Raw genomic sequence first — 23016 nt, 5'->3', positions numbered from 1 at the left:
GACGGGGCCAGAATGACCCGGTGATCACCGAGCGACACGCCCCCGACCTCCCCGGACGCGCCGTCATCGCGCAGCGATGGAACCGCGCGGTCTTCGTGCATTGGCGCATCGACCCCGACGAGGTCGCTCCGCTGCTTCCTCGGGGTACGCGTCCCGACGTGCACGACGGCTCCGCCTGGGTGGGGCTGGTGCCGTTCGTGCTGAGCGAGTTCCGGTTCCTACCGCTGCCGCCGGTGCCCCTGCTTGGCACCTTCACCGAGATCAACGTGCGCACATACGCCGTCGACGACGAGGGGCGTCGGGGGGTCGTCTTCCGCACGCTCGAGGCCGAGCACCTCGCCCCGGTGCTGGCGGCGCAGGCCCTGTTCGGACTCCCCTACCGCTGGGCGCGCGCGGGGGCCCGCACCGACGACGCGCGGATCGAGTTCCGGTCGCGGCGCCACGGGGGTCGACATCCGGGAACCCGCGTGCGGGCCACCCTCGGCACCGAGACGGTCGACACCCCGCTGTCGCGCTTCCTCACCGCGCGGTGGGGCTTCCACGAGCGGCACCTCGGCCGCACGATCTGGGCCGCCAACGAACACGAGCCTTGGCCGCTCGTCGAGGCAGCCCTCGACGTGCTCGACGACGACCTGGTCGCCGACTCCGGCTTCCCCCAACTCGCCGGTCGCACGCCCGACTCCGTACTGGCGATGCCAGCCGATCACCCCGGCTTCATCACGCGGTTCACGGGCGCGCACGCGATCGCCTGACACGACAACGCCCCCTCCGCCGCGAAGCGAAGGAGGCGTCATCGAGCGGGGCGTCAGTCGCGCTGCGTCGAGAACGCCGAGGGGTTCTTCTCGAGCCAGGCGTCCACGGCCTCGGCCTCGCGGCCCTCGCCGTACTCGTTCACCACGAGGTCCTCGAGCGAGCCGTACTGCTCGTCGTCGAGCTGGATCCCCTTGATGAGCTCAGCGGCATCCGGGTACTTCTCGGCGAAGCCGGACGTACCGAGGAAGTGCAGCGCCTCGGGGTCGCCCATCAGACCCTGGGGGTCTTCGAGGTCCTTGACGTCATAGGTGTCGTTGGCCCAGAACGGACGCCACAGCGTGACGGCGATGTCCTTCTGCGCCGCGATGGCGTTGTCGAGCTCGGTGAGCATCGCCGCGGTCGACGAGGTGACGAGCTCGAAGTCGCCGTCCAGCCCGTAGCCGGGCATCATGGTCTCCTGCGTCTGCGTGGTCAGGCCTGCGCCCGGCTCGATGCCGTAGATGCGGCCGTCGAAGCGCGCGGCGTTGGCCTTGAGCTCTTCGATCGAGTCGATGTCGACGTAGCTGGGGACCGCGATGGTCAACTTGGCGTTGTCGTAGTACGCGCCGAGGTCTTCGATCTTGTCGCCGTAGCGGTCCATGTACGACTTGTGCGTCAGCTCGGGCCAGGCCGAGGGGTAGATGTCGACATCGCCCTGGGCGAGGCCCGTGTACAGAGGACCCGCCTCGGTGAGCGTCTGCATCTCGACGTTGTAGCCGAGCTTCTCGAGCTGGTCTTCGAGGAGGTACGCCGTGCTGAGGCCGTCCGTCCACGAGGGCAGGAAGCCGAGCGTGATCGTGCCCTTGTCGCCGCCGCCGCCGTTGCCGCCTTCGGCCTGGTTCCCGCTGGCGCAGCCGGCGAGGGCGAGGGCGCCCACGGCGCCGAGGGCGAGGGCAGAGGTGAGGTGTCGCGTGTTCATTGCTGTGTTCTCTTCCTTTTCGTATGTGATTCCGTGGGTGCCTTCCCGCGTGAGGGGTCGATTCGTGTCGCCTGGCGCGAGCCGGAGCGACCGGAAGCGACCCCTCACGCGGAGGAGGGAGGGATGCCGGGACTCAGTGCCCCGTCGACACCGGCGCTCGACGCGGCGAGGCCTTCTCGCGCTCGGCCTCGCTCGTGGCATCCGACGAAGACGTGTCGGCGTGCGGCGCAGCGGTGGGTCCGGCCGTGACGGCGGTCGCGGAGCGCGCGGCACGGCGACGCGAGAGCAGGCCCAGCAGCGAACCGCGGTTGTCGGCACGGTTGCCGAGGGCTGCGGTCAACCGGTCGAGGTAGACGGCGAGCACCACGACGCTCAGACCCGCCTCGACGCCCTTGGGCAGGTTGACGGTCGAGATCGACTGCACGACCTCCTTGCCGAGGCCGTCCGCCCCGACGATGCCGGCGACGACCGCCATCGACAGCGCGAGCATGATGACCTGGTTGACGCCCGCCATGATGGTGGGCATCGCGAGCGGCAGCTGGATGCCGCGGAGGATCTGACCGGGGGTCGCACCGAACGCGTGTCCGGCCTCGACCGTCTCGGAGTCCACCCCGCGAATGCCGAGCTCGGTCAGTCGCACGCCCGGCGGCAGAGCGAAGATGACGGTCGAGACGACACCGGGAACGACGCCGATCGAGAAGAAGGTGATCGCCGGGATCAGGTAGACGAACGCCGGCATCGTCTGCATGAAGTCGAGGATCGGCTTCAGGATCGCGCGGACGGTGGGGTTGCGAGCCGACCAGATGCCGAGAGGCACCGAGATGGCGACCGCCACGATGGTCGCCACGAGCACCAGGGCGAGAGTCTGCATCGCAGTGACCCACTGGCCCATCGCCAGGATCAACGCGAAGCCGATGACCGTGCCGAGCGCGAGCTTCCACGAACGCAGCAGCCACGCGAGGGCCGCCGCGACCACGATGACCACGATGATGGGCGCTGCCAGCAGCACGTCGCTGAGCCCGCCGACGAGAAAACGCACGACCAGGGCGACGACGTCGAACAAGCCCGAGAGGTTGTCGCGGACCCAGTCCACGCCGGCATCCACCCAGGATCCGACCGGAATGCGGAAACCATCCATCAGCGCACCCCCTCGGTCTCGGATGCCGAGACCCCGGCATCGGCGGGAGTCCCGTCGAGGGCCGCGTCGATCTCGGCGGAGGGAAGGGGCTGGGGCAGCACGGTGAGCTCCTCGGTCGCGGTGGGGCCGGGGCCGAGAGCCGCGAGCAGGGTCACGCGGGGGATGACCCCGGCGAGGCGCCCGTCGGCGTCGAGGACGGCGAGGGGAAGGGGCGATTCGACCGACGGCACGAAGAGGTTCATCAGGACGTCGTCGACGCCCACGCTCTGCGGCAGCGGCCTGAGCGTGCCGAGCAGGGAGTTCTCGCCGGCGCGCACGAGCTTGATGGCATCCCGATCGGTGATGATGCCGAGCGGCTTGCGATCGCGGTCGGTCACGTAGACCGCGGACATGTAGGCGTCGCGCATCTGACGGAGCGCGGTGCGGGGACCGGCGGAGGCGTCGACGCGGGGACGCGCACGCTCCATGACGTTGCCCGCGGTGAGCACGCGGGCGCGGTCGACGTCCTGCACGAACTGCTCGACGTAGTCGTTCGCCGGGTCGGTGAGGATGTCCTCGGGGGTGCCGATCTGCACGATGCGGCCGTCGCGCATGACGGCGATGCGGTCGCCGAGGAACATCGCCTCGTTGAGGTCGTGGGTGATGAAGACGATGGTCTTCTTCAGGGTGCGCTGGAGTTCCAGCAGCTGCTCCTGCATCTCGCGACGGATGAGCGGATCGAGGGCGCTGAACGCCTCGTCCATCAGCAAGATGTCGGTGTCGGCGGCGAGGGCGCGGGCGATGCCGACGCGCTGCTGCATGCCGCCCGAGAGGGCCGAGGGGAGCTTGTCGCCCCACCCGTCGAGACCGACGAGGGCGAGGATCTCGTTCGCTTTCGCGAGGCGCTCGGTTTTGCCGACGCCGCGGAGCTCGAGCGGGTACGCGACGTTCGCCGCGACCGTGCGGTGCGGGAGGAGCGCGAAGTGCTGGAAGACCATCGCGAGGCGATCGCGGCGCAGGGACCGCAGGCGCGCGGCGCCGACGCCGGTGAGAGCGTCGCCCTTCACCTCGACGGTGCCGGCGGTTGCCTCGTGCAGGCCGTTCAGCATGCGGATGATGGTGGACTTGCCCGAGCCGGAGAGGCCCATGATGACGAAGATCTCGCCGGGCTGGACGTCGAAGCTGGCATCGATGACGGCGGCGGTTCCGTCGTCGGCCACGTCTTCTCGTCGGGCACCGGAGCGGAGCTTGTCGACGGCGGCCTGAGGGGCTCGACCGAAGACCTTGAACAGATTCTTGGCGGAAAGAGCGGGCGCCACGGTTGCGGGCGGCGCGGAGGCAGGCGGATGGGTCACTGTGTGCACCTCAGCGGCCTCGGGTGGCCGCAGCGGTCACGCCCGGGTGGCAGCCGTCGGCGCTCTCCGGGGGTGGAGCGCGTCAGCGTCGGATATCGGATCCGGCGCTCAGGCCGCCGACCGTACGCTCACCGGGTCGACTCCCCCGAGTCGTCACCGGCGACCGCGGACTGGTCGGGTGGGCGGCCCGAGAACGGGCCTCCACAAACGTTTCACGCTGATGGAATCCCTGGCAAATCGGCCACGGCCTTGCGATCCCGGATGCCGTGTGGCACGCGTGCGCGTGTGGGTGAGGTGGCTCCGCAGCCCCTACCGTCGACGCCGCCGATGTCAGCCCGGGCGTGTCGCAGACCCCGTGCGCGGGAAGGGGACGGTGTGGCGACGCCTCAGTCGACGGCCGGTTGCGCGGCGGCGGAGCGGTGGTGACGGATGACCTCGGCCACGACGAAGTTGAACCACTTCTCCGCGAACGCCGGATCGAGGTCGGCCTGCTCGGCGAGCTGCATGAGCCGAGCGATCTGCTGCTCCTCGCGCGCGGGGTCGGATGCCGGCATCCCGTGCTTCGCCTTGAGCACGCCCACCTGCTTGGTGCAGCGGAAACGTTCCGCCAGCAGGAAGATCAGGGCGGCGTCGATGTTGTCGATGCTGCCGCGGAGCCCCTGCAGAATCGTCGAAGGATCGGCCTCGGTCATGTGTCCTCCTCAATCGCTCCGACCCTACCGGTCGGCGCCGCCGCCCGAGCACGACTCTCAGCGAGTCCTACAGTGTGAGCATGAGCCGATCCACGCGCCCCGACCCGACCGCCGAAGGCGCAGACGCCGGGGCCACCACGTCGCGCGACAAGCCGGTCTGGTCCGCCCTGGCCCGCCCGTACGCGGCCGGGTTCTTCCTCACCCTGGGCGGACTCACGGCGACCCTGCTCGCGCTGGCCCTGTCGAACCTCTCGACGGTGCTCATCTACATCGCCATCGCGCTGTTCATCGCGCTCGCCCTCGACCCCCTCGTGCGTCTGCTCGTGCGGCGCGGGCTCTCCCGCGCGTGGTCGATCGTCATCGTGTTCGGCGGGCTCGCGGTGATCCTCGCCGGCGCCCTGTGGCTGCTCATCCCTCCGGTCGTGCGCCAGATCGAACAGTTCGTCGGCGACATCCCGACGTTCGTGAACGACCTCATCGACAGCGAGGCCGTGCGCTGGGTCGAGACCAACTTCGGCGACAGCCTGGGCGACGTCTTGAAAGAGGTGCAGGGCTTCGTCACCAACCCCGCCAACATCGCCGCGATCGGCGGCGGGCTGCTTCAGGTCGGGATCAACATCGGCACCTTCGTCTCGGGTGCGATCATCGTGCTCGTGCTGAGCCTGTACTTCTTGGCATCCCTGCCGAAGATGAAGAACTCGCTCGTGCGCCTCACCCCCGCCCGCAGCCGGGAGACCGTCGCCGACATGACGGGCCAGATCACCGACTCCGTCGGCGGCTACCTCGCGGGGATGGTCGTGCTGGCCCTCTGCAACGCGGTCTTCGCGTTCATCGTGCTGACGATCCTGCAGCAGCCGTTCGCCGCCCTGCTTGCCGCGCTCGCGTTCGGCATCACCCTCATCCCGCTCGTCGGGTCCGTGCTGTTCTGGGCGACCGCGACGATCTTCACGCTCATCGTCAGCCCGAGCGCCGGCCTGATCTTCGCGATCGTCTACCTCGTCTACATGCAGATCGAGGCATACGTCCTGACGCCCCGGGTGATGAACCGCACGATCTCGGTCCCCGGCGCTCTCGTCGTCATCGGCGCGCTGGTCGGCGGCACGCTCCTGGGCCTTCTCGGAGCGCTCGTGGCCATCCCTGTGACCGCGTCGGTGCTGCTGATCATCAAGCAGATCGTGATCCCGCGACAGGATGCCAAGAAGTAGCCGCCCGCGCCGAAGGGCCGGGAGAGAGAACGCCCCCGGCCCCTCGCGCGTCACGCCGACCGGCGTCGGCGGTGAAGGGCGATCGCCATCACGAGCAGCCCCAGCGCGAGGACGCTCGAGCCGAGGACCGTCGCGATCCGAGCGGGCGCGGGGTCTCGACCTGTCGTGGCGAGCGGCGGCGTCTGCGAGGACGACGCGCCCGGTGCGACCACGGTCACCTGAGCGGTGATCTCACCGCCCGGCACCATCAGCGCCACGGTGTGCGTCCCCGCCTCGGCGTACGCGGGGACGGTGAACACCCCGCTCCCTGCGCCGTCGGCGCCGATCGTGAGAGTGCCCAAACGAGCCGGCGTCGAGCGGAACTCGACGGCGAACACCGTTCCCGGCGCCGCCCCGGTGACCGTGACGGGCAGCTGGCCGCCCGGGGAGACCTGCGTCACGCCGACGCGGAGCACCTCTTTGCCGGTGAGCGCCCCGGTCGGTTCCGCGCCGGGGTCCCCTCCGCCCGCGCCGGGTCCCGTGCCGGGGTTCCCCCCGGCAGACGTCCCCTTCGCGGGAATGCTCGCCTCGGCGACCTCCGACAGGTTTCCGGCCACATCGACGACCCGTACTCGGACCGTTGTGGCGGCATCGCCGACGGCAACGCTTCCCTGGGCCGGGGTCCACGCGCCGCCGCCCACTTGGTACTCCACCAGAGCCACGCCGGAGCCGGTGTCGGTACCCGCGGGGGTCACCGTCCGCGCCCCGGCGTTGTAGCCGACATCGGCGACCGGCTTGGCGGCATCCCTCTTGACGTCGACCTGAACGGAGGCGGAGATGTTCCCCGCTGCATCCCCCGCCCGGAACCGGACCGTCGTCACGCCGTCGGTCGAGACCTCGACCGGCGCGGTGTACGCGGCCCATTCGCCGTCTCCGACGCGTGCCTCGATCTTCGGGGCGTCGTCACGGTCATCGATCGCCGTCGCGGAGACCTTGACTGTGCCGGTATACCAACCGCTCGTCGGGGCGACGGGATCGACCGTCGTGGCCACGAGAGGGGCCTGCGTGTCGGGAGTGGGCATCGTGGGCTGTTCCCACACCTGCCATTCCTTGATGCCGACGCTGCCCTTGCCCTGCTCTGTCCCGACCGGGTCGAGCGCGAGGCGGAGCTTCGTCGTGGTCACGGGGTCGAACGACACCGTGTTGTAGGTGGTCTTCGCCGTGCCGTACGTGCCCGCGTTCTTCACCGGCGCCCACGCGCTGGTCGTGGCATCCCAGTACTCGGCCTCCCACTTCGCGGGGACGTCGATGCCGAGTCCCTGCGCATCGATGTTCGACACGAAGTACACGCCCAGTTCGCCGACCGTCACCGGCTCGGTCCAGTCGTACTGCACCCACTGGTCGGTCACCGCGGGCCAGACGCCCCACACGTTCGCGTTGTCGTTGGGTGCGACGTCGCCGGAGGACGTGGGCTGGACGTTGTCATTCAGACCCGTGACCTTGTTCCAGGCGGCGGTTCCGGATGCCGTGGGCGTGGCGAGCAGGGCGACGTTGCGCCGATGCGTGCCATCGGCCTTCGGCACCGTGCGCTCGATCACCGGCGAGACGTTGCCCGCGGTGTCGGTGGAGCGCACCTGCACCTTCGTCTCGTCGAGTCCGACGAGCACGGAGCCCGTCAGCGCCCTCCAGCCACCGGAGTCGCCCAGGCGGTACTCGATCGAGGCCACACCCGAGCCGGAGTCCGTCGCGGTGGCCTTGATCGTGCGCGAGACCGCGTCGGTGGTCACCTCGACGGCCGGAGCCGTGGTGTCGATGCGCACGGTCTGCTCGGCCACCGACGACGTGTTGCCCGCCGCGTCGGTCGCCCGGGCCTGCACGACGTGGGCTCCGTCGCCGGTCACCGAGACGGTGCCGGTGTAGGCCGCCCAGGCGCCCGCATCCACGCGCACCTCGATGCGCGGGGAGGCGTCCTGGTCGTCGCGCGCCGTCACGTCGACGGCGACCGCCTGCGTGTACCAGCCCGACCCGGGGGCCGCGGGCGAGACCTGGAAGGCGACCGTGGGCGCCTTCGTGTCGTCGCCGCCGGTCCCGACCGTCACCGCCGCCGAGGCGGCCTTGGCGCCGGGCAGGTCGCTCTGCACCGTGCCCGCGACCGTGAACTGTCCCGGTGCGGCGTACGAGTCCGCGGCGACCGCGTTCCACGTGACCGGGAGGTCCTGGCGCGAACCGTCGTTGAACAGCACGCCCACCGTCTTCGGCAGCACCGGCGCGACACCCGGCTGGGTGCGGCTGGTCACGGCATCCACCTGGTTGATCTGGCCGGGAGGGGTCGCGCGGACCCACACGGTCGCCTTGGCCGAGACGGGCGAGCCGGGGACGATACCCGACACCGGGAAGCTGCCCTCACCCGCGACCTGCGCGTCGCTGACCTCGGCCCACGTCACGGCGAGGTCGGCGTGGCTGCCGTCGGAGTACGTGGCATCCACCGTCGCGGGAAGCGTCGGCTTCGTGCCCACGGCCGTGCGCACGTCGATCGGCTCGATCGAGGTGGGCGCGTCGGCGAACACCTTCAGCTCGCTGACGGCGACGGCCGCGTACGGTCCGGTGCCCGCGGCCTGCAGCACGACGCGGAGCCGCGTGGCGGTCACGGCGTCGAAGGTGACGGAGGTGGTCGCGTCGCGCTTCACCGTGTAGTCCGACGGGTTCGCGACGTCGGCCCAGGCCGATCCGGTCCAGTATTGCGCCTTCCACCCCTTCGGGACGTTGACGCCGTTGCTGGAGTTCGGGTCGGTCTGGTCGCTCCAGAAACCGATCTCGGCCCCCGCGATGCGCTGCGGCGTCTTCCACTCGTACTGGAGCCAGCGGGTCGCCGGGTGGTTGCCCGACCACGTTCCCCAGATGTCGCTCTGGCTGCCGCCGGTGAAGAACACCTTGCCGTCGTTGACCGCCTTGACGTTGTTCCAGCCCGCGGTGTACTCCGCGGTCGGGGTCGCCTCGGGGGCGACGTTCGTGCCGGCGGTAACCGGCTCGCCCTGCACGGTGACGTCGGTCTGCGACGTCTTCTCCCCATCGTCGGCGGTCAGGCGCAGCACGTACTGCCCCTTGTCCGAGAAGCGGGCCGTGGTCGAGGCGGACGCGGCGTCGTCGAAGAGCACCGTCGCCCCCTCGGGTGCGCGCACCACCGACCAGGTCGACGACACGGTGCCCGCGGGCAGCCCGTCGTCCTTGACCGTGCCGACGAGGGCGGCCGCGCCGCCGACCGACGCCTGGAGGTTCTGCCACGCCGTGACCAGGGGAGCCTGGTTCGTGGATGCCGGGGCGGCGACGCCCGTGTGGAACACCTGCAGTTCCTTGACACCGGTCTTCATGCCGCTGGCGTGGGTCACCGTCAGGCGCACGGCGTCACCGGTCACCTCAGGGAACTGGACGTGGTTGTAGTTCGCGCGGGGGTACGCGGGTGTGCGGGCCTGCTGCGGGATCACCGACCACTGCCCGCCCCGGCGCACCTCGAGCGTGTAGACCGCCGGCTCGGCGTACCCCGGCGCGGTCGCCGACGACGAGCTGTCGTAGAAGTACGTGCGGATGTCGTCGAAGCTCTTCTCACCGCCCAGCTCGACGGTGAGGGAGTCCTTCGCGTTCGGCGATCCGGCGGTCCCCCAGAAGGGCTCGTTGATGGTCGTGCCGTCGACCGCGCCCTTCGGGTCGCGGCCCGCGGCCGAGAACGTGGCCGTCGCCGAGGCGGCGAGGTTCGCGCTGCCCGTGCTGGCGGTGCGGACGTCGGCACCGGCCTTGGCGAACAGGTCGACCACGCGGGCGTCGTCGGCGAAGCGCACGTCCTGCGGCGCCTGGACCGATGAGGTGGTCGCCGTGGTCACCTGCGCGTCGCCCTTGACGACCTGCACCGTTCCGGTGGCCGGGTCGTAGATGACGTGCGACAGCTTGTCGACGGTGAAGGCGAGCTTGCCGTCGAGGAACACCGAGTAGCCCTCGGGCACGTCGTCGCCGTAGTACCGCGTCCCGCCCGGAGCGTCCCACGTGACGGTCAGGTCACGATCGCGGTACCGGATGTTGTTCGCGGTGAAGTGGTCCCACCCGATGTCGATCGGGTCGAGCTCGATCTTGGCGTCGCTGCGGGTACGCACGCCCATCGTGTCCTCGATCATCGTGAAGTTGGTCGCGCCGAGGATCGTGTGGTGGATCCACGACCGGTAATCGATCTTCTGCGGGTCGGCCGAGCCGTTCGCCCAGAACTCGTTCTGGTCGGGCAGGCGGTTGTCTCCACCGTTCTGGTAATGGGCCCACGCGTTCCAGTACAGGAGCTTCTTGTACCACTCGGCGTTGATCGCGTCGGTGGGGTAGTCGCGAAGCACCTTGGACAGCATGCGGAACATGACCGTCGAGTTGATCACCGAGAAGTTGTTGCTGCCCTGTCCGCCGGTCGCGTTGTAGGCGGCCTGGTCAGCTTGGTTCGCCGTGTAAAAGGGGAAGATCGGGTACTGCTTGTCGTCGCCGAAGAGCCGCAGCGCTTGGACGTAGTCGTCCTTGTAGTCGGCATCCCCCGGCTTCGGGACGAGACCCACGGTGAACGGGTAGTAGTTGTTGATCTCCTTCCAGGGCACGTGCTCGCCGTTGCTCGCCATGGCGTGCTCGATCAGCTTGGTGTCGGGGTTCCAGAGCACCTTCATGAGCTGGCTCTTGATGTTCTGCGCGAAGGCATCCATCTCGTCGGCCTTGGCCGTGTCGCCCGCCGTGCGGTATGCCTGCGCCGAGGCGAGGGCGTTGGAGTACAGGTACGCGTTCTCGGCGCGGTCCTGGTAGCCGCCCTTCCAATGGAACGACACCGCATCCGCGTCATTGCCGGTCATGGCGCCCCAGTTGTACTCGATGAGGCCGTTCTTGTTGAAGTCGTAGGCGTCGACCAGCCCCTTCACGTCGTCCTCGGCGTACTCGGCGAGGTTCTTCGCGATCGCGGTAGGACCGCCGTGCAGCTCGTAGGAGCGCCATGCGGCCTCGGAGATGTACTGCGTGTAGCTGTTCGACCAGTTGGCCGGATCGCCCGGATTGTCGACGAACTTGTAGCTCTTGCTGGTCTCGCCGGTCGACACCCACGGACCGTAGGAGTAGATCGGGTCCCGGAAGTACTTGAGGTCGTCGATGAACATCCCCGTGGTGAGCACGATCGAGTTGTTGTACCCCAGCACGCCCTCCATCGCGACGGGGAACTGGTACGTGTTTCCGGGCATGTCCGCGTCGAGGAAGTTGTACCTCATCAGCCACCAGCGGTAGTACAGCGTCTTGTCGATGTTGTCTTCGGGGGTGTCGAGGTAGGGCACGTTGTCGGCCCACCACTTGTTGTAGGCGGTGACATGCGAGGTGAATGCCTCACCCGGGGACTGGGCGCGGGTGGCGTCGTAGTCCGTCCGGGAGGCGGCGATCTCGTCGGTGACGAGGCCGAGCTGCACCTTCGCGGTGACAGAACCGCCGGCGGGCACCGACAGCGTGCGAGTGAGGCTCTCCCCCGCGGGAGTGAAGCCGTCACCCGAGAAACGCGGCGAGAGCTTCGTCAGGTCGTTCAGCGCCTGCACGTGACCGACGAGTTCATCGCCTTCAGCCGTGAGGGCGTAGGGGGAGGATGCCACGAGTTCGACGTCGACGGCACCGCCGGTCGAGCTCAGCTCGAGGTTGGTCACGAGCACGTTGGCGTCGGTGATGAACTTGGTCTGCACGACCTCGAGCCCTGCTCCCCGGTGAACGCTCCGCCAGTAGCTGGGGGTCTGCTTCCGCTGCGTGACGTCCTCGGTGAGCGGCACCTCCGTGCCGGCGACCCGCGCGGTGATGGCGTATCCCGAGCGCCCGTCGATGGACTCCCAATAGGCGAGCTGTCCGCCGAACCCGAGGACCGACGGGTTGTGCTCCTTCATGAAAGCCGCCCGCCCGCGGGTGAACAGCCATTGATTGTTGTCTCCGAAACTGCCCGCGTCGCCGGTGCGCGCGAGCATCTCGTCCATCCAGAAATCGTTCGACGCGTTCGATCCGGCGCCCGCCGCGACATCGGCGTCGAAGATCCTCTGCAGCTGGTTGCCGGGGGTGTAGGCCACCCCGGTGTCGGGGACGGGGGTCGGGCTTCCCGAGAACGTCGGGTAGCCGATGTCGGTGTTGGCGGCGTGTGCCGGCGCGACCACGAAGGTCGTCGCCAGCACCGTCGCGATCGCCGCTGTGGCGATCGCGGAGCGCCCGACGCGACGGGGGGTCGTCGGATTGCAGTCCACGGTGTCTGTTCCTCTCGGCGCCGCTCATCGATGAGCAGCGGGTGCGTGGCTGGGACGCTACAGAGGAACCTGAGAGTTTCGCAATGGTTTTCGTAGATTTCGAAATATCCCGAAAATGCCCACCGCCGCGCCCTCAGCGGTGGGCGATCGTCGACCCCCGGATGACCAGCTTCACCGGCATCGGGTGAGTGCCGGCTCCGACATCGACCCCGTCGATCGCATCGAAAACCCGCTGCGCGGCCTGCCTGCCGAGCTGCTGGAGGTTGGCGTTGATGCTGGTGAGGGGCGGGCGGGCGTTCTCGGTGAGCAGCTCCCAGTCGTCGTAGCCGATCACGGCGAGGTCGCCCGGCACGTCACGGCCGAAATCGCGGGCGGTGTCGAGCACCCCGCGGGCGATCTGGTCGGACCCGCAGAACACGGCGTCGACCTCGGGATGCCGCTCCAGCAGCATCGCGGCCGCGTCACGGCCCCAGTGCTCGTTCCACGCCGCGAACATCGGTTCACCGACGAAGTCGAGGCCCGCGGCCGTGAGCGCCGCCCGCGCCCCGGCCAGGCGGTCTTGCGCGGCGGCATAGGAGGGATCGCCGGAAATGTGGGCGATACGCCGGCGACCGCACGCGAGGAGGTGCTCGACCGCGAGGCGCCCCCCCGAGTAGTTGTCGGGCGTCAGGGAGAGATCACGAGGATCGTCGGAGGGCGAGTAGGCGTACACGACCGGGACGGGGAGTTCCTGCCCGAGCGAGGGCCGGGGGTCGGTCTGGCGGCCGACGACGATGATCCCGTCGACGCGACGACTCAGCAGGGCCCTCAGGTGGTGCTGCTCGCGGATGGCGTCGCCGCGCGCGTCGCACAGGAAGACGTTGATCTGACCGGCGCCGAAGGCGTCTTCCGCGCCCATGAGGATCGGGATGACGAAGCGACCCTCGAGGTCGTTCGTCAGCAGGCCCACCGTCCCCGTGCGACCGGCAAGGAGCCCCCTCGCCATCGCGTTCGGGGTGAACGCCAACTCGGCGGCCGCCTCCATGACGCGCTTGCGCGTCCCCGCGGCGACGTCGCCCCGGCCGTTCAAAGCCTTGGACGCCGTGGCGATGGAGACGCCGGCGCGACGCGCAACATCGCTCAGAGTGGCGGCACGCACGGGATCTGTCGTCATCGGCATCCGTTTCGTTTTCGTGATCTTCTGCCGTCTTGACGGATCGGCAGAACTCACGTTACCGTCCCGAAAGGGATTTCGGTTATTTCGATTTCCCGCCCTGAAAGCGGTGCCGACCCCGAATGTCGCATCCGCTCAATGAAGAGCTAGAGGAGACTGCAATGACCCCATCCCGGCGCCGCTTCGCCCTTCGGGCCGCGACGGCCATCCTGGCCGCGAGCGCACTCGTCGGCGGCCTCGCCGCGTGCTCGGGCGGTTCGACCACCACTGCACCGGCCGACATCCCCGCTGAAGGCACCGACGACGGCACGACCCTGACGCTGTGGACGCGCGCACCCCTCGAGAAGCAGGCCAAGCTGCTCGTCGAGGCGTACAACGCCAGCCACAAGAACCAGGTCGAGCTGACCGTCGTTCCGAACGACGACTACGTGGCCAAGGTGGGCGCTGCCGCCGGCTCCGGCGGCCTGCCCGACCTCTTCGCCGCCGACATCGTCTACGTGCCCAACTGGGTGGAGCAGGGACTGTTCCAGGACATCACGGCCCAGATCGACGGGCTCTCCTATAAGGACACGATCAACCAGGGTCACCTCGACGCGGGCACGCTCGAAGGGAAGGAGCACGTGCTGCCCTTCGTGCTCGACCTCTCGGTGATGATGTGGAACAAGGACCTCGTCAAGGAGGCCGGCCTCGACCCCGAGAAGGCCCCCGCCACCATCGCCGACTTCGCCAAGACCGCGAAGGCCGTGCAGGCCCTGAACAAGCCCGGGGTCTCGGGCACCTCGACCGGACTGAACTGCGGCGGCTGCCTGCTCTTCACCTGGTTCCCGTCGATCTGGGCTTCGGGCCAGGACGTCCTCAACGCCGACGGCACGCAGTCGCTGTTGAACAACGACGCCGCCAAGGAGGTCTACTCCACCTGGAAGGACCTCGACGCGTCGGGAGCAGTCGCCCCCGGCTCGGCTGACGAGACGGGCGCCACGTGGGTCGCCGGATTCCAGGAGGGGAACGTCGGCATCATGCCGTTCCCCGCCACCCTGCTGTCGAGCCTGACGTTCGACGCCGGCGTCTCGGGAATCCCGGGTGTCGACGGCGGCGAGTCCACGTTCGTCGGCGGTGACGGTATCGGCATCTCGAAGGATTCCAAGCAGTCGGCGCAGGCGTGGAACTTCCTGTCGTGGCTCACCTCCGAGGACGCCCAGGTGGGCGTGCTGGCGAAGGACGGCAGCACGGTCTCCCGCTCCGACCTCGCCAACAACGAGTATTCGGCGAAGGACCCCCGCCAGGTGGCGATCAACGAGGTCGCCGGCAAGGGCAAGACGCCCGTGGCGCTGAACTTCCAGCAGGCGTTCAACGCCCCCGGGAGCCCGTGGCTGACGCTCGTGCGCAACGCCGTCTTGAACGGTACGAGCACCGTCGACGCCGACAACGACGAGATCTCCGCGGTCCTGTCCCAGTGATCCCCGTGGGGGTGCCGGTCCTCCGGCACCCCCACACCCCCGGAAGGAACAACGTGGCTCTCTCCACCTCATCCCGGCGCTCACGCTACGGGCGCTCCGCGCTCGGCGGCCCCGTTCAGGGCTGGCTGTACGCCGCGCCGACGGCGATCTTCGTCATCGCCCTCTTCGTCATCCCGCTGCTGCTCGTCCTGCAGATGTCGGGCTCGGATTGGCCGCTTCTGCGCGGCAACAAGGGCCTCAACTTCCCCGAGAACTTCGTGGATGCCGCGACCCACCGTCTCTTCTGGGATTCGGTGCAGTTCACGGTCCTCTACACCGTGATCACCACGGTCCTGTTGATCGGCCTCGGTCTCGGTCTCGCGTTGCTCGTCCAGGAGTCCACGGCCTGGAAGGGATTCCTCCGCACGGCGTTCCTGCTGCCGAGCGCCCTGGGCCTGGCCTCGGCATCCCTCCTCTTCTACGTGCTGTACTCCCCCATCGCCGGACCCTTCTCGAACCTCATGGAGTCGTGGGGAATCACCTTCCTTGGCTCTCCGGAGGGGGCTCTGTGGTCCACGGTGTTCCTCATCGTGTGGCGCTTCGCCGGGTTCTACATGCTCCTGCTGCTCGTGGGCCTCCAGGGCATCCCCGAGGACATCTACGAGGCCGCGCGCATCGACGGCGGTTCGCGGTGGCAGATCTTCCGCGACATCACCGTGCCGCTGCTGCGCCCCACCTTCGCCCTGACCACCGTGATGTGCGTGACGGGGTCGCTGCTGGCGTTCGATCAGTTCTACATCCTCACCAAGGGCGGGCCCGACAACAGCACCATGACCGTGGTGCAGCTCATCTACAACATCGCCTTCCAGGGGCAGAACAGCCTCGGCATCGCCGCCGCGCTGTCGGTGATCGTCCTTTTCGCCCTGGTCATCATCAACGTCGTGCAGCTGCGCGCGTTCCGTCGTCCCGAGGAGTCCTGAGATGGCCACGACCGACATCCGCCCCCGCGCGGCCGCCACCGGAAGCACTCGCGCGATCGTCGCCCCCGGCTTCCGCGATCGCCGTCGCCCCACCGGACGCCTGTTGTGGGGCGTTCCCTCGAAGGTGTTCACCGGGGCGCTCGCGATCATCTTCCTCTACCCCCTGGTCTGGACCGGGGTCGCCTCGGTGAGCCCGCAGGCGGGCACCACGCAGTCCGAGGGCTGGGGGTTCGGCAACTACGTGAAGCTGTCGAACTTCCAGTCCGGCATCTGGGTCTACCTCGGAAACTCGATCTTCGTCTCGGTGCTGACCGTGGTTCTCACGCTGCTGGTGTCGTTCCTCGGTGGATACGCTTTCGCCCGCTTCCAGTTCCCGGGCAAGAACCTGTTGTTCCTCTCGGTCCTGGCGATCCTCATGGTCCCGTACGCGACGCTCCTCATCCCGCTGTACGTGATCCTCAACGCCGTCGGTCTTCAGAATTCCCTCGTGGGCGTCGCGCTCGTGCTGACGATGTTCCAACTGCCGTTCTCGATGTTCATGATGCGCATCTCGTTCGAGTCCGTGCCGCGCGAACTCGACGAGGCAGCACTGGTCGACGGGTGCACGAGTTTCAGCGCTCTCTGGCGTGTTCTGCTGCCCGCGGTGAAACCGGGGCTGATCACGGTGGGATTGTTCGCCTTCCTGACCGCGTGGAACGACTTCATCGCCCCCCTGATCCTCATCAACGACCAATCGCGCATCACGCTGCCGCTCGCGGTGGCGAACCTCCGCGGCCAGACGATGGGCGTCATCGACTACGGGGTCACCGAAGCCGGTGTCGTCGTGCTCGCGCTGCCGTGCATCGTGCTGTTCCTGATCCTCCAACGTCACTACGTGCGCGGCTTCATGTCCGGCGCCTTCAAGGGATGACCATGTCGACCACTCTCCCCGCCCGTCCCCTCGACCCCGACACGGCCCGCACCGTCGCCGCCCCCGTCGTCCCCTCGCACTCCCGGCTGCGCCCGCTCGGTTTGGGCGACGTGCGCATCACCGGCGGGTTCTGGGGCGAGCGACAGGGCGTCAACGCGCGGCACACCCTCGCCCACATCCTCGGACGACTGGAGTCGGAGGGATGGCTCCCCAACTTCGACCGTGCCGCCGCCGGTACCCTCCCCCTCGGCCGCCGCGGTCGGGAGTTCAGCGACTCCGAGGTCTACAAGTACCTCGAAGCGGCTGCGTGGGAGATCGGCCGCAGCGACGACACCGCCCTGGAGGCCACCTTCCGGGCGGTCGTCGATCGCGTCGCCGCGGCTCAGGAGGACGACGGGTACCTCAATACCGAGTTCGGACGGGAGGGACAGCAGCCCCGATGGTCGGATCTCGAGTGGGGTCACGAGTTGTACTGTCTCGGTCACCTCTTCCAGGCGGCGGTGGCTCGTGAGCGCACGCGACCCGGGGCCGACGACGGACTGCTGCTCATCGCCCGGCGCGCGGCCGACCTGGTCTGCGAGGTCTTCGGGCCCGATGGCATCCCGGCGTTCTGCGGCCACCCCGAGGTGGAGACCGCACTGGCGGAGTTGGCGCGCGTGACCGGTGACGCGCGCTACGCCGAGCAGGCCGCTCTCTTCGTCGCCCGGCGCGGGCACGAGACGCTCGCCGACATCGAGTGGGGTCGCCGGTACTTCCAGGACGACGTCCCGGTCCGCGATGCCGAGGCGTTGAGCGGCCATGCCGTACGCGCCAACTACCTCGCGGCGGGTGCCGTCGACGTCGCCGTCGAGAGCGACGACCACGAGCTGCTGACGTCGTTGCGACGGCAGTGGGCGCGGACGCGCGGACGCCGCACCTACATCACCGGCGGTCAGGGATCGCATCACCAGGACGAGGCGTTCGGCGACGACTGGGAGCTCCCGTCGGACCGTGCCTACTCCGAGACCTGCGCCGGGATCGCCTCGGTCATGTTCTCGTGGCGTCTTCTTCTGGCAGGCGGAGAGTCGGCGTACGCCGACCTGATCGAGCGGACGCTGTTCAACGTCGTGGCCACCTCACCGGCCGCCGACGGGCGCAGCTTCTTCTACGCGAACACACTCCACCAGCGCGTTCCCGGCATCGTCGCAGACCCCGACGCCACCTCCCCGCGCGCCTCCTCATCGCTGCGTGCGCCGTGGTTCGACGTGTCGTGCTGCCCTCCGAACGTGGCCCGCACCCTGGCCAGCCTCGATGCCTACATCGCGACCGCCGATGACCACGGCATCCAGATCCACCAGTACGCGCCGAGCGAGATTCGAACAACCCTCACCGAGGGGAGGGCCGTGTCTCTCGACGTCGCTACTCGCTACCCGAGCGAGGGGAGCATCCGTGTGAGCGTCATCGACAGCGCGGACGAGCCCTGGACCCTGTCGTTGCGCGTCCCGGAGTGGGCAGACGGCGCGCGGCTTCGCGTCGAGGGTGCCGACGGAGTGACGCAGGAGGCACCGACTGCGGGGGGATGGGCTCGAGTGCATCGCGCCTTCCGAGCGGGTGACGTCGTCGAGCTCGAACTGCCGATGGCCCCCCGCGTCGTCGTCCCCGACCCGCGTATCGACGCCGTCCGCGGCTGCGTGGCCGTGGAACGTGGACCCGAGGTGCTCGCCCTGGAATCCGTCGACCTCGACGGCGGCCACGACGTGGGCGAGGTGGTCGTGCTTCCCGACGTCCCGCCGGTCGAAGACGGAGGACGCGTCTGGATGAGCGTCACCACTCGAGGGCCCGCGCCCGACGGCTGGCCCTACGGCACCGAGGCGACCGTGGCCCCCGCCGCCGCGGGACGTGTCGCTCTCGTCGCCTATCACGACTGGGGTAACCGCGGCCCGTCGACGATGCGGGTATGGATGCCGATCGCCTGAGCGCGCGTCCACTCGACCGAGGCTGAACCGGCGTCCCGCAGCAGTGGGGCGCCGGTTCAGCGCATCGGCAGCAGGCGCGTCGGAGACGGAGACGGGGTGCGGTGGCGCACCTTGCCGGGGATGCCGGTGCGGCCATCGAGCGGCAGCGAGACGATCTCGTGCGCCAGCTGACCCGCGACGAGCAGGGTGTCGTCGACGACGACGTGATGTCGCGGCCAACGGGTGCCCGTCTCGGCGAGAGCGAGCAGCTGCAGCTCTTCACCGTGCCCGCGCACCGAGAGCACGCCCACGGTGTCGCTGCCGCGCACGCCGGCGTACAGCGTCGACCCGTCGCGACTGCTCGACAGCTCGGCGGCGGTGTCGGTGTCGAGGGTGCCGAGCAGCGGCTGACCCGAGACGAGGTGCCACCGTCCCGCGCGGTCGGGCGCGAGGACGAAGACCTCGCAGCTCAGCTCGGTCACGACGTAGAGATGACCCGAGGGATGCCACAGACCGTGGCGTGGACCGCTGCCCTTGGGGAGGGCGACCTCTTGCGCGAGCCGTAGCCCGCCCTCGTGCGTGCGCCAGAACCGCACGAGGTCGAAGCCCATGTCGGTCGTCGCGATCAGGCCGCCGGGCAGGAACACCGCCTGGTGAGCACGCGACACGCGGGCTCCCGCGACGGCCTCTTCCGACTCGGCGTCGGTGACGGGGACATCGTCGTACGCGGGCACGAGGTGGGAGTACTCCTCCCCGGCTGCGTCTCGAAGAGCCCGTGCCGCGGCGGCCAGGTCGGGCACCACCGCGCCCGAGACCCGGGCGCCGGTCGAGACGGTGCCCTCGTCCGATGCCGCCCCGTGCGGATCCGCGGCCTCGGCGGCGACGACCGGGCGCGACGGCCGACCCTGGGCGTCGAGCGCGATGCGGACGATCCGGCCGTCCCCCCAGCAGCTCGCCACGAGGAACGAGGCGTCGGACGCGACCGCGATGTGGCAGACGGCACCACCCGCCTCGACGGGCGGTCCGAGAGATGTCAGGCGGGTCTCGGCGGTCCGTCGGAACGCCTGCACGGTCCCGTCGAACTCGACAGCGGCGTAGACGATGTCGTCATTCGACGGGTGCGCGGCCACCCACGAGGCGGAGCCCGGCACGGCGGCGGCGGTCGCGACCATGCCGAGGGGACCGCCGGCCCCGAGCGAGTCGGATTCGCCGGCCTGCAGGATGCCGATGCCCTCGGCCACCCCGGTGTCGGGGGCGTAGGCGCCGACCCAGAACCGCATCAGTCGATCAGGTCGTGGCGCACGATCACCTGGTCGCGGGCCGGGCCCACACCGATGACCGAGATCCGCGTGCCGCTCATCTTCTCGAGCGCGAGCACGTAGTCCTGCGCGTTCTGCGGCAGGTCCTCGAAGGCCCGCGCGGTCGAGATGTCCTCGCTCCAGCCCGGGTAGTACTCGAGGATCGGCTTCGCGTGGTGGAAGTCCGTCTGATTGACGGGCAGGTCGTCGAAGCGCTCACCGTCGACGTCGTAGGCGACGCAGACGGGGATCTGCTCGAGCCCGCCGAGGATGTCGAGCTTGGTCAGCACGAGGTCGGTGATGCCGTTGATCCGCGTCGCGTAGCGCGTGATGGGCGCGTCGTACCAGCCGACGCGACGGGGGCGTCCGGTGGTCGTGCCGAACTCGAAGCCGCGCGAGCGCAGCCAGTCGCCGCTCTCGTCGAACAGCTCGGTCGGGAAGGGACCCGAGCCGACGCGCGTCGTGTACGCCTTGACGATGCCGACGATGCGGTCGAGACGGTTGGGACCGACGCCCGAACCCGTCGAGGCGCCGCCGGCCGTCGCCGACGACGACGTCACGAACGGGTAGGTGCCGTGGTCGACGTCGAGCATGGTGGCCTGGCCGCCCTCGAAGACGACGACGTCGCCGGCCTCGAGCGCGTCGTTCAGCAGGAGCGAGGTGTCGGCGACCATCGGGCGCACGCGCTCGGCGTACGAGAGCAGGTCGTCGACGATCTCGTCGGCCGTGATGGAGCGGCGGTTGAAGATCTTCACCAGCAGGTGGTTCTTCTGGTCGAGGGCACCCTCGACCTTCTGACGCAGGATGTTCTCGTCGAAGAGGTCCTGCACGCGGATGCCGACGCGGTTGATCTTGTCGGCGTAGGCCGGGCCGATGCCGCGACCGGTGGTGCCGATCATGCGCTTTCCGAGGAAGCGCTCGGTGACCTTGTCGAGCGTGCGGTGGTACTGCGTGATGATGTGCGCGTTGGCGCTGATCTTGAGGCGGCTCGTGTCGAGGCCGCGGGCGTTGAGGGCCTCGAGCTCGTTGAAGAGCACCTCGAGGTCGACCACGACGCCGTTGCCGATCACGGGGGTGACCCCCGGAGACAGGATGCCGCTGGGCAGCAGGTGCAGCGCGTACTTCTCGTCTCCGATGACGACGGTGTGCCCGGCGTTGTTGCCGCCGTTGAACTTCACCACCCAGTCGGTGCGCTCACCGAGCAAGTCGGTGGCCTTGCCCTTGCCTTCGTCGCCCCACTGGACGCCGACGATCACGATTCCGGGCATGTGCGCTCCTCGCGTCTGATTCCGGCGGTACACCCCATCCTATCGAGCGGGTCCGATACGGCCCGCGCGCGCCCTATGCGCCGAAGGTGCTCGTGATGTCGTGCCAGGCGATCGACGCCGGGACGCTCGCGCCCTGCGCCGATGCGAGCACCAGGGTCACGGCATCCGGAGCCGACAGGACCTCGTTCGGCAGGACGCGGAACGAGCGCGTCGCGCCCGGGAGATCGACGAGGTCGCCCGCGGTGCTGGCCGAGGTGGCGGCGACCGTATGCCGGAACCCGGGCGGGGTGGCTGCCGGCGTGCGCCTCTCCACGGTGAGACCGTCGCGCCCACCCGCGTACTGGACGTAGTCGTCCTCGCCGAGGTTGAGGATCGCGAATGCAGGCCCGCGGTGGTCGGCGATCCAATCGACCGACGCCGCCAGCAGCGCGGGGCTCGGATCGGCATGGGTTCCCCCGTTCTCGACCGTCAGGCTCGCTCCCCCCAGGGGGGTGGGATCGACCTGACGCGCGGGATCCGGACGCCAGAGCATTCCGTCCGTCACGCTGACGTCGTCGAAGCCCCATCCGTGCTCCGTGGCAAGACGGTGGACGACGGCGGTGAGGTCTTCGGCGTCGTACCACGGCGCGGAGAGGGACAGGAGCGCACCCTCGGGGGCGTAGTCGGCGAAGTGCTCCCCCTCCGTCAGGGTGTCAGGGGCCTCGGACAGGGGCCGGTAGAACTGCTGCAGGACACCGACGGCCCGGGTGATGAGCGCGCTGGGCTGCTCGTCGCGGGCGGGTCCAGCGAGCCATGCCCGCAGCGCCTCTCGTCCGAGGGGGGCGGCGGCGGCGGGGTCGAACACGTGGATGTCGTAGCTCACGGCGCACTCCTGGGTCGCGGTGCGACCACCCTAGCGGCCCGCTCGCACGGGCCGCCCCGCCGCAACCCCTGCCCGCGCGTGCGGCCACTCACTAGCCTGGGGCGATGCAGACATCGCGCGGGTGGACGACCGGGTGGAACGCGGCACGCGTGGCGATCGCGGTGCTCATCCTCGTCGCGGTGGGGGCGCAGTTCTCGTCGTCGGTGGCCGAGGCGGTGGCGCGCGACCGCGACGTGGCGACCGTGACCGCGAACTTCTTCAGCTTCTTCACGATCCTGTCCAACGTCTCGTCGGCCGTCGTGCTGGTGCTTCTGGGCGTGCGGTTCTTCGCACGCGGCCGCCGGGTCGAGGTCGATCCGCCGGCCCTCGCGACCGCTCTCGCCTTCGTCTCCACGTACATGATCGTGACCGGCATCGTCTACAACCTGCTGCTGCGCGGCATCCCCCTCCAGCCCGAGACCGTGCCCTGGTCGAACGAGATCATGCACGTCTGGGGTCCGCTCTTCCTCCTGCTCGACGTGCTGCTCGGGCCGACGCGACGCCGCTTGCCCTGGTCGGCGGCGTTCGCCGCGGCGATCTTCCCCATCGTGTGGATCGTCTACACGCTCCTGCGCGCGCCCCTGATCACGAACCCGACAACGGGGGCGCCGTTCTGGTACCCGTACCCCTTCCTCGACCCGAACACCGGCGGGTGGGGCAGCGTCGCGGTCTACATCGTCGTCATCGCGGTGGCCATCATCGCCCTCGCGGTCGGTGTCGTCGCGATCGGTCGGGCACGTGGCATCCGGATGCCGATCGACCCGACGCCCGCGACGCGCGCACGGCCCTGACGAGTCGACGTCGACGC

Annotated in this window: 16 protein-coding genes; 7 read left to right on the top strand and 9 right to left on the bottom strand. The window is 69.3% G+C overall.

Annotation, left to right across the window (positions count from 1 at the left end; translation table 11 throughout):
- The first annotated feature begins 20 nt into the window (after positions 1-20).
- Positions 21-752 (top strand): YqjF family protein, encoded by a 732-nt coding sequence (locus ASE56_RS04055; protein WP_056225248.1) that lies wholly within the window; start codon positions 21-23, stop codon positions 750-752.
- Positions 753-805: 53 nt separating this feature from the next.
- Here ASE56_RS04055 and ASE56_RS04050 read toward each other — a convergent pair whose 3' ends face one another.
- The 4 genes from ASE56_RS04050 to ASE56_RS04035 form a co-directional block, all read right to left on the bottom strand.
- Complete coding sequence (locus ASE56_RS04050; RefSeq protein ID WP_056225247.1) at positions 806-1711, bottom strand: glycine betaine ABC transporter substrate-binding protein; 906 nt, start codon at positions 1709-1711, stop codon at positions 806-808.
- A gap of 133 nt (positions 1712-1844) precedes the next feature.
- Positions 1845-2849 carry a proline/glycine betaine ABC transporter permease gene (locus tag ASE56_RS04045; protein WP_056225242.1) on the bottom strand — a complete coding sequence of 335 codons (1005 nt, stop codon included), beginning with the start codon at positions 2847-2849 and terminating at the stop codon, positions 1845-1847.
- The gene (locus ASE56_RS04040) at positions 2849-4183 is read right to left on the bottom strand and encodes a glycine betaine/L-proline ABC transporter ATP-binding protein (RefSeq protein ID WP_200914116.1); all 1335 of its coding nucleotides are present in this window, start codon (positions 4181-4183) and stop codon (positions 2849-2851) included. The genes ASE56_RS04045 and ASE56_RS04040 overlap by 1 nt, the downstream gene beginning before the upstream one ends.
- A gap of 386 nt (positions 4184-4569) precedes the next feature.
- Complete coding sequence (locus tag ASE56_RS04035; RefSeq protein ID WP_056225235.1) at positions 4570-4875, bottom strand: chorismate mutase; 306 nt, start codon at positions 4873-4875, stop codon at positions 4570-4572.
- Between the two features lie 80 nt (positions 4876-4955).
- Here ASE56_RS04035 and ASE56_RS04030 point away from each other — a divergent pair, with 80 nt between their 5' ends.
- Complete coding sequence (locus ASE56_RS04030; RefSeq protein ID WP_056225232.1) at positions 4956-6080, top strand: AI-2E family transporter; 1125 nt, start codon at positions 4956-4958, stop codon at positions 6078-6080.
- Positions 6081-6130: 50 nt separating this feature from the next.
- Here the strand turns inward: ASE56_RS04030 and ASE56_RS04025 are convergent, their stop codons facing one another.
- Both ASE56_RS04025 and ASE56_RS04020 read right to left on the bottom strand, forming a co-directional pair.
- The gene (locus ASE56_RS04025; protein WP_056225229.1) at positions 6131-12328 is read right to left on the bottom strand and encodes an Ig-like domain-containing protein; all 6198 of its coding nucleotides are present in this window, start codon (positions 12326-12328) and stop codon (positions 6131-6133) included.
- Positions 12329-12461: 133 nt separating this feature from the next.
- Positions 12462-13481, bottom strand: a complete 1020-nt coding sequence (locus ASE56_RS04020; protein WP_156371599.1) for a LacI family DNA-binding transcriptional regulator — start codon at positions 13479-13481, stop codon at positions 12462-12464.
- A gap of 161 nt (positions 13482-13642) precedes the next feature.
- Here ASE56_RS04020 and ASE56_RS04015 point away from each other — a divergent pair, with 161 nt between their 5' ends.
- From ASE56_RS04015 to ASE56_RS04000, 4 genes are read left to right on the top strand one after another with little or no spacing between them, the layout of a single operon-like run.
- Positions 13643-14938 (top strand): sugar ABC transporter substrate-binding protein, encoded by a 1296-nt coding sequence (locus ASE56_RS04015; RefSeq protein ID WP_056225223.1) that lies wholly within the window; start codon positions 13643-13645, stop codon positions 14936-14938.
- A gap of 53 nt (positions 14939-14991) precedes the next feature.
- Entirely contained in the window at positions 14992-15897 is a 906-nt protein-coding gene (locus ASE56_RS04010; protein WP_056225220.1) for a carbohydrate ABC transporter permease, read from the top strand.
- 1 nt (position 15898) lies between these two features.
- A complete protein-coding gene (locus tag ASE56_RS04005) occupies positions 15899-16807 on the top strand; it encodes a carbohydrate ABC transporter permease (RefSeq protein WP_200914114.1) in 909 nt (302 codons plus the stop codon).
- 2 nt (positions 16808-16809) lie between these two features.
- Positions 16810-18762 (top strand): glycoside hydrolase family 127 protein, encoded by a 1953-nt coding sequence (locus tag ASE56_RS04000; protein ID WP_056225218.1) that lies wholly within the window; start codon positions 16810-16812, stop codon positions 18760-18762.
- Between the two features lie 56 nt (positions 18763-18818).
- On the opposite strand, the gene ASE56_RS03995 is transcribed toward ASE56_RS04000, so the two are convergent.
- From ASE56_RS03995 to ASE56_RS03985, 3 genes are all read right to left on the bottom strand, one after another.
- Positions 18819-20021 carry a beta-propeller fold lactonase family protein gene (locus ASE56_RS03995; protein WP_056225215.1) on the bottom strand — a complete coding sequence of 401 codons (1203 nt, stop codon included), beginning with the start codon at positions 20019-20021 and terminating at the stop codon, positions 18819-18821.
- Complete coding sequence (locus ASE56_RS03990) at positions 20021-21307, bottom strand: adenylosuccinate synthase (protein WP_056225212.1); 1287 nt, start codon at positions 21305-21307, stop codon at positions 20021-20023. The genes ASE56_RS03995 and ASE56_RS03990 overlap by 1 nt, the downstream gene beginning before the upstream one ends.
- A 73-nt stretch (positions 21308-21380) precedes the next feature.
- Complete coding sequence (locus ASE56_RS03985; protein WP_056225209.1) at positions 21381-22169, bottom strand: hypothetical protein; 789 nt, start codon at positions 22167-22169, stop codon at positions 21381-21383.
- A 104-nt stretch (positions 22170-22273) separates the two neighbouring features.
- Between ASE56_RS03985 and ASE56_RS03980 the strand changes: the two genes are divergently transcribed.
- On the top strand, positions 22274-22999 hold the full coding sequence (locus ASE56_RS03980; protein WP_056225206.1) for a Pr6Pr family membrane protein: 726 nt from the start codon (positions 22274-22276) through the stop codon (positions 22997-22999).
- Positions 23000-23016 lie beyond the last annotated feature (17 nt).

This window comes from Microbacterium sp. Leaf203, from assembly GCF_001421275.1.
In the GTDB taxonomy this organism is placed as follows: Bacteria; Actinomycetota; Actinomycetes; order Actinomycetales; family Microbacteriaceae; genus Microbacterium; species Microbacterium testaceum_A.
Note: the sequence above shows the minus strand (reverse complement) of the source record. Positions and strands in the feature narration are given on the sequence as shown.

Bases quoted from the DNA above. Each gene is read 5' to 3' on its own strand.
- ASE56_RS04050 (WP_056225247.1), bottom strand. From the start codon at position 1,711: ATGAACACGCGACACCTCACCTCTGCCCTCGCCCTCGGCGCCGTGGGC.
- ASE56_RS04045 (WP_056225242.1), bottom strand. From the start codon at position 2,849: ATGGATGGTTTCCGCATTCCGGTCGGATCCTGGGTGGATGCCGGCGTG.
- ASE56_RS04035 (WP_056225235.1), bottom strand. From the start codon at position 4,875: ATGACCGAGGCCGATCCTTCGACGATTCTGCAGGGGCTCCGCGGCAGC.
- ASE56_RS04030 (WP_056225232.1), top strand. From the start codon at position 4,956: ATGAGCCGATCCACGCGCCCCGACCCGACCGCCGAAGGCGCAGACGCC.
- ASE56_RS04020 (WP_156371599.1), bottom strand. From the start codon at position 13,481: ATGACGACAGATCCCGTGCGTGCCGCCACTCTGAGCGATGTTGCGCGT.
- ASE56_RS04015 (WP_056225223.1), top strand. From the start codon at position 13,643: ATGACCCCATCCCGGCGCCGCTTCGCCCTTCGGGCCGCGACGGCCATC.
- ASE56_RS04005 (WP_200914114.1), top strand. From the start codon at position 15,899: ATGGCCACGACCGACATCCGCCCCCGCGCGGCCGCCACCGGAAGCACT.
- ASE56_RS04000 (WP_056225218.1), top strand. From the start codon at position 16,810: ATGTCGACCACTCTCCCCGCCCGTCCCCTCGACCCCGACACGGCCCGC.
- ASE56_RS03995 (WP_056225215.1), bottom strand. From the start codon at position 20,021: ATGCGGTTCTGGGTCGGCGCCTACGCCCCCGACACCGGGGTGGCCGAG.
- ASE56_RS03990 (WP_056225212.1), bottom strand. From the start codon at position 21,307: ATGCCCGGAATCGTGATCGTCGGCGTCCAGTGGGGCGACGAAGGCAAG.
- ASE56_RS03980 (WP_056225206.1), top strand. From the start codon at position 22,274: ATGCAGACATCGCGCGGGTGGACGACCGGGTGGAACGCGGCACGCGTG.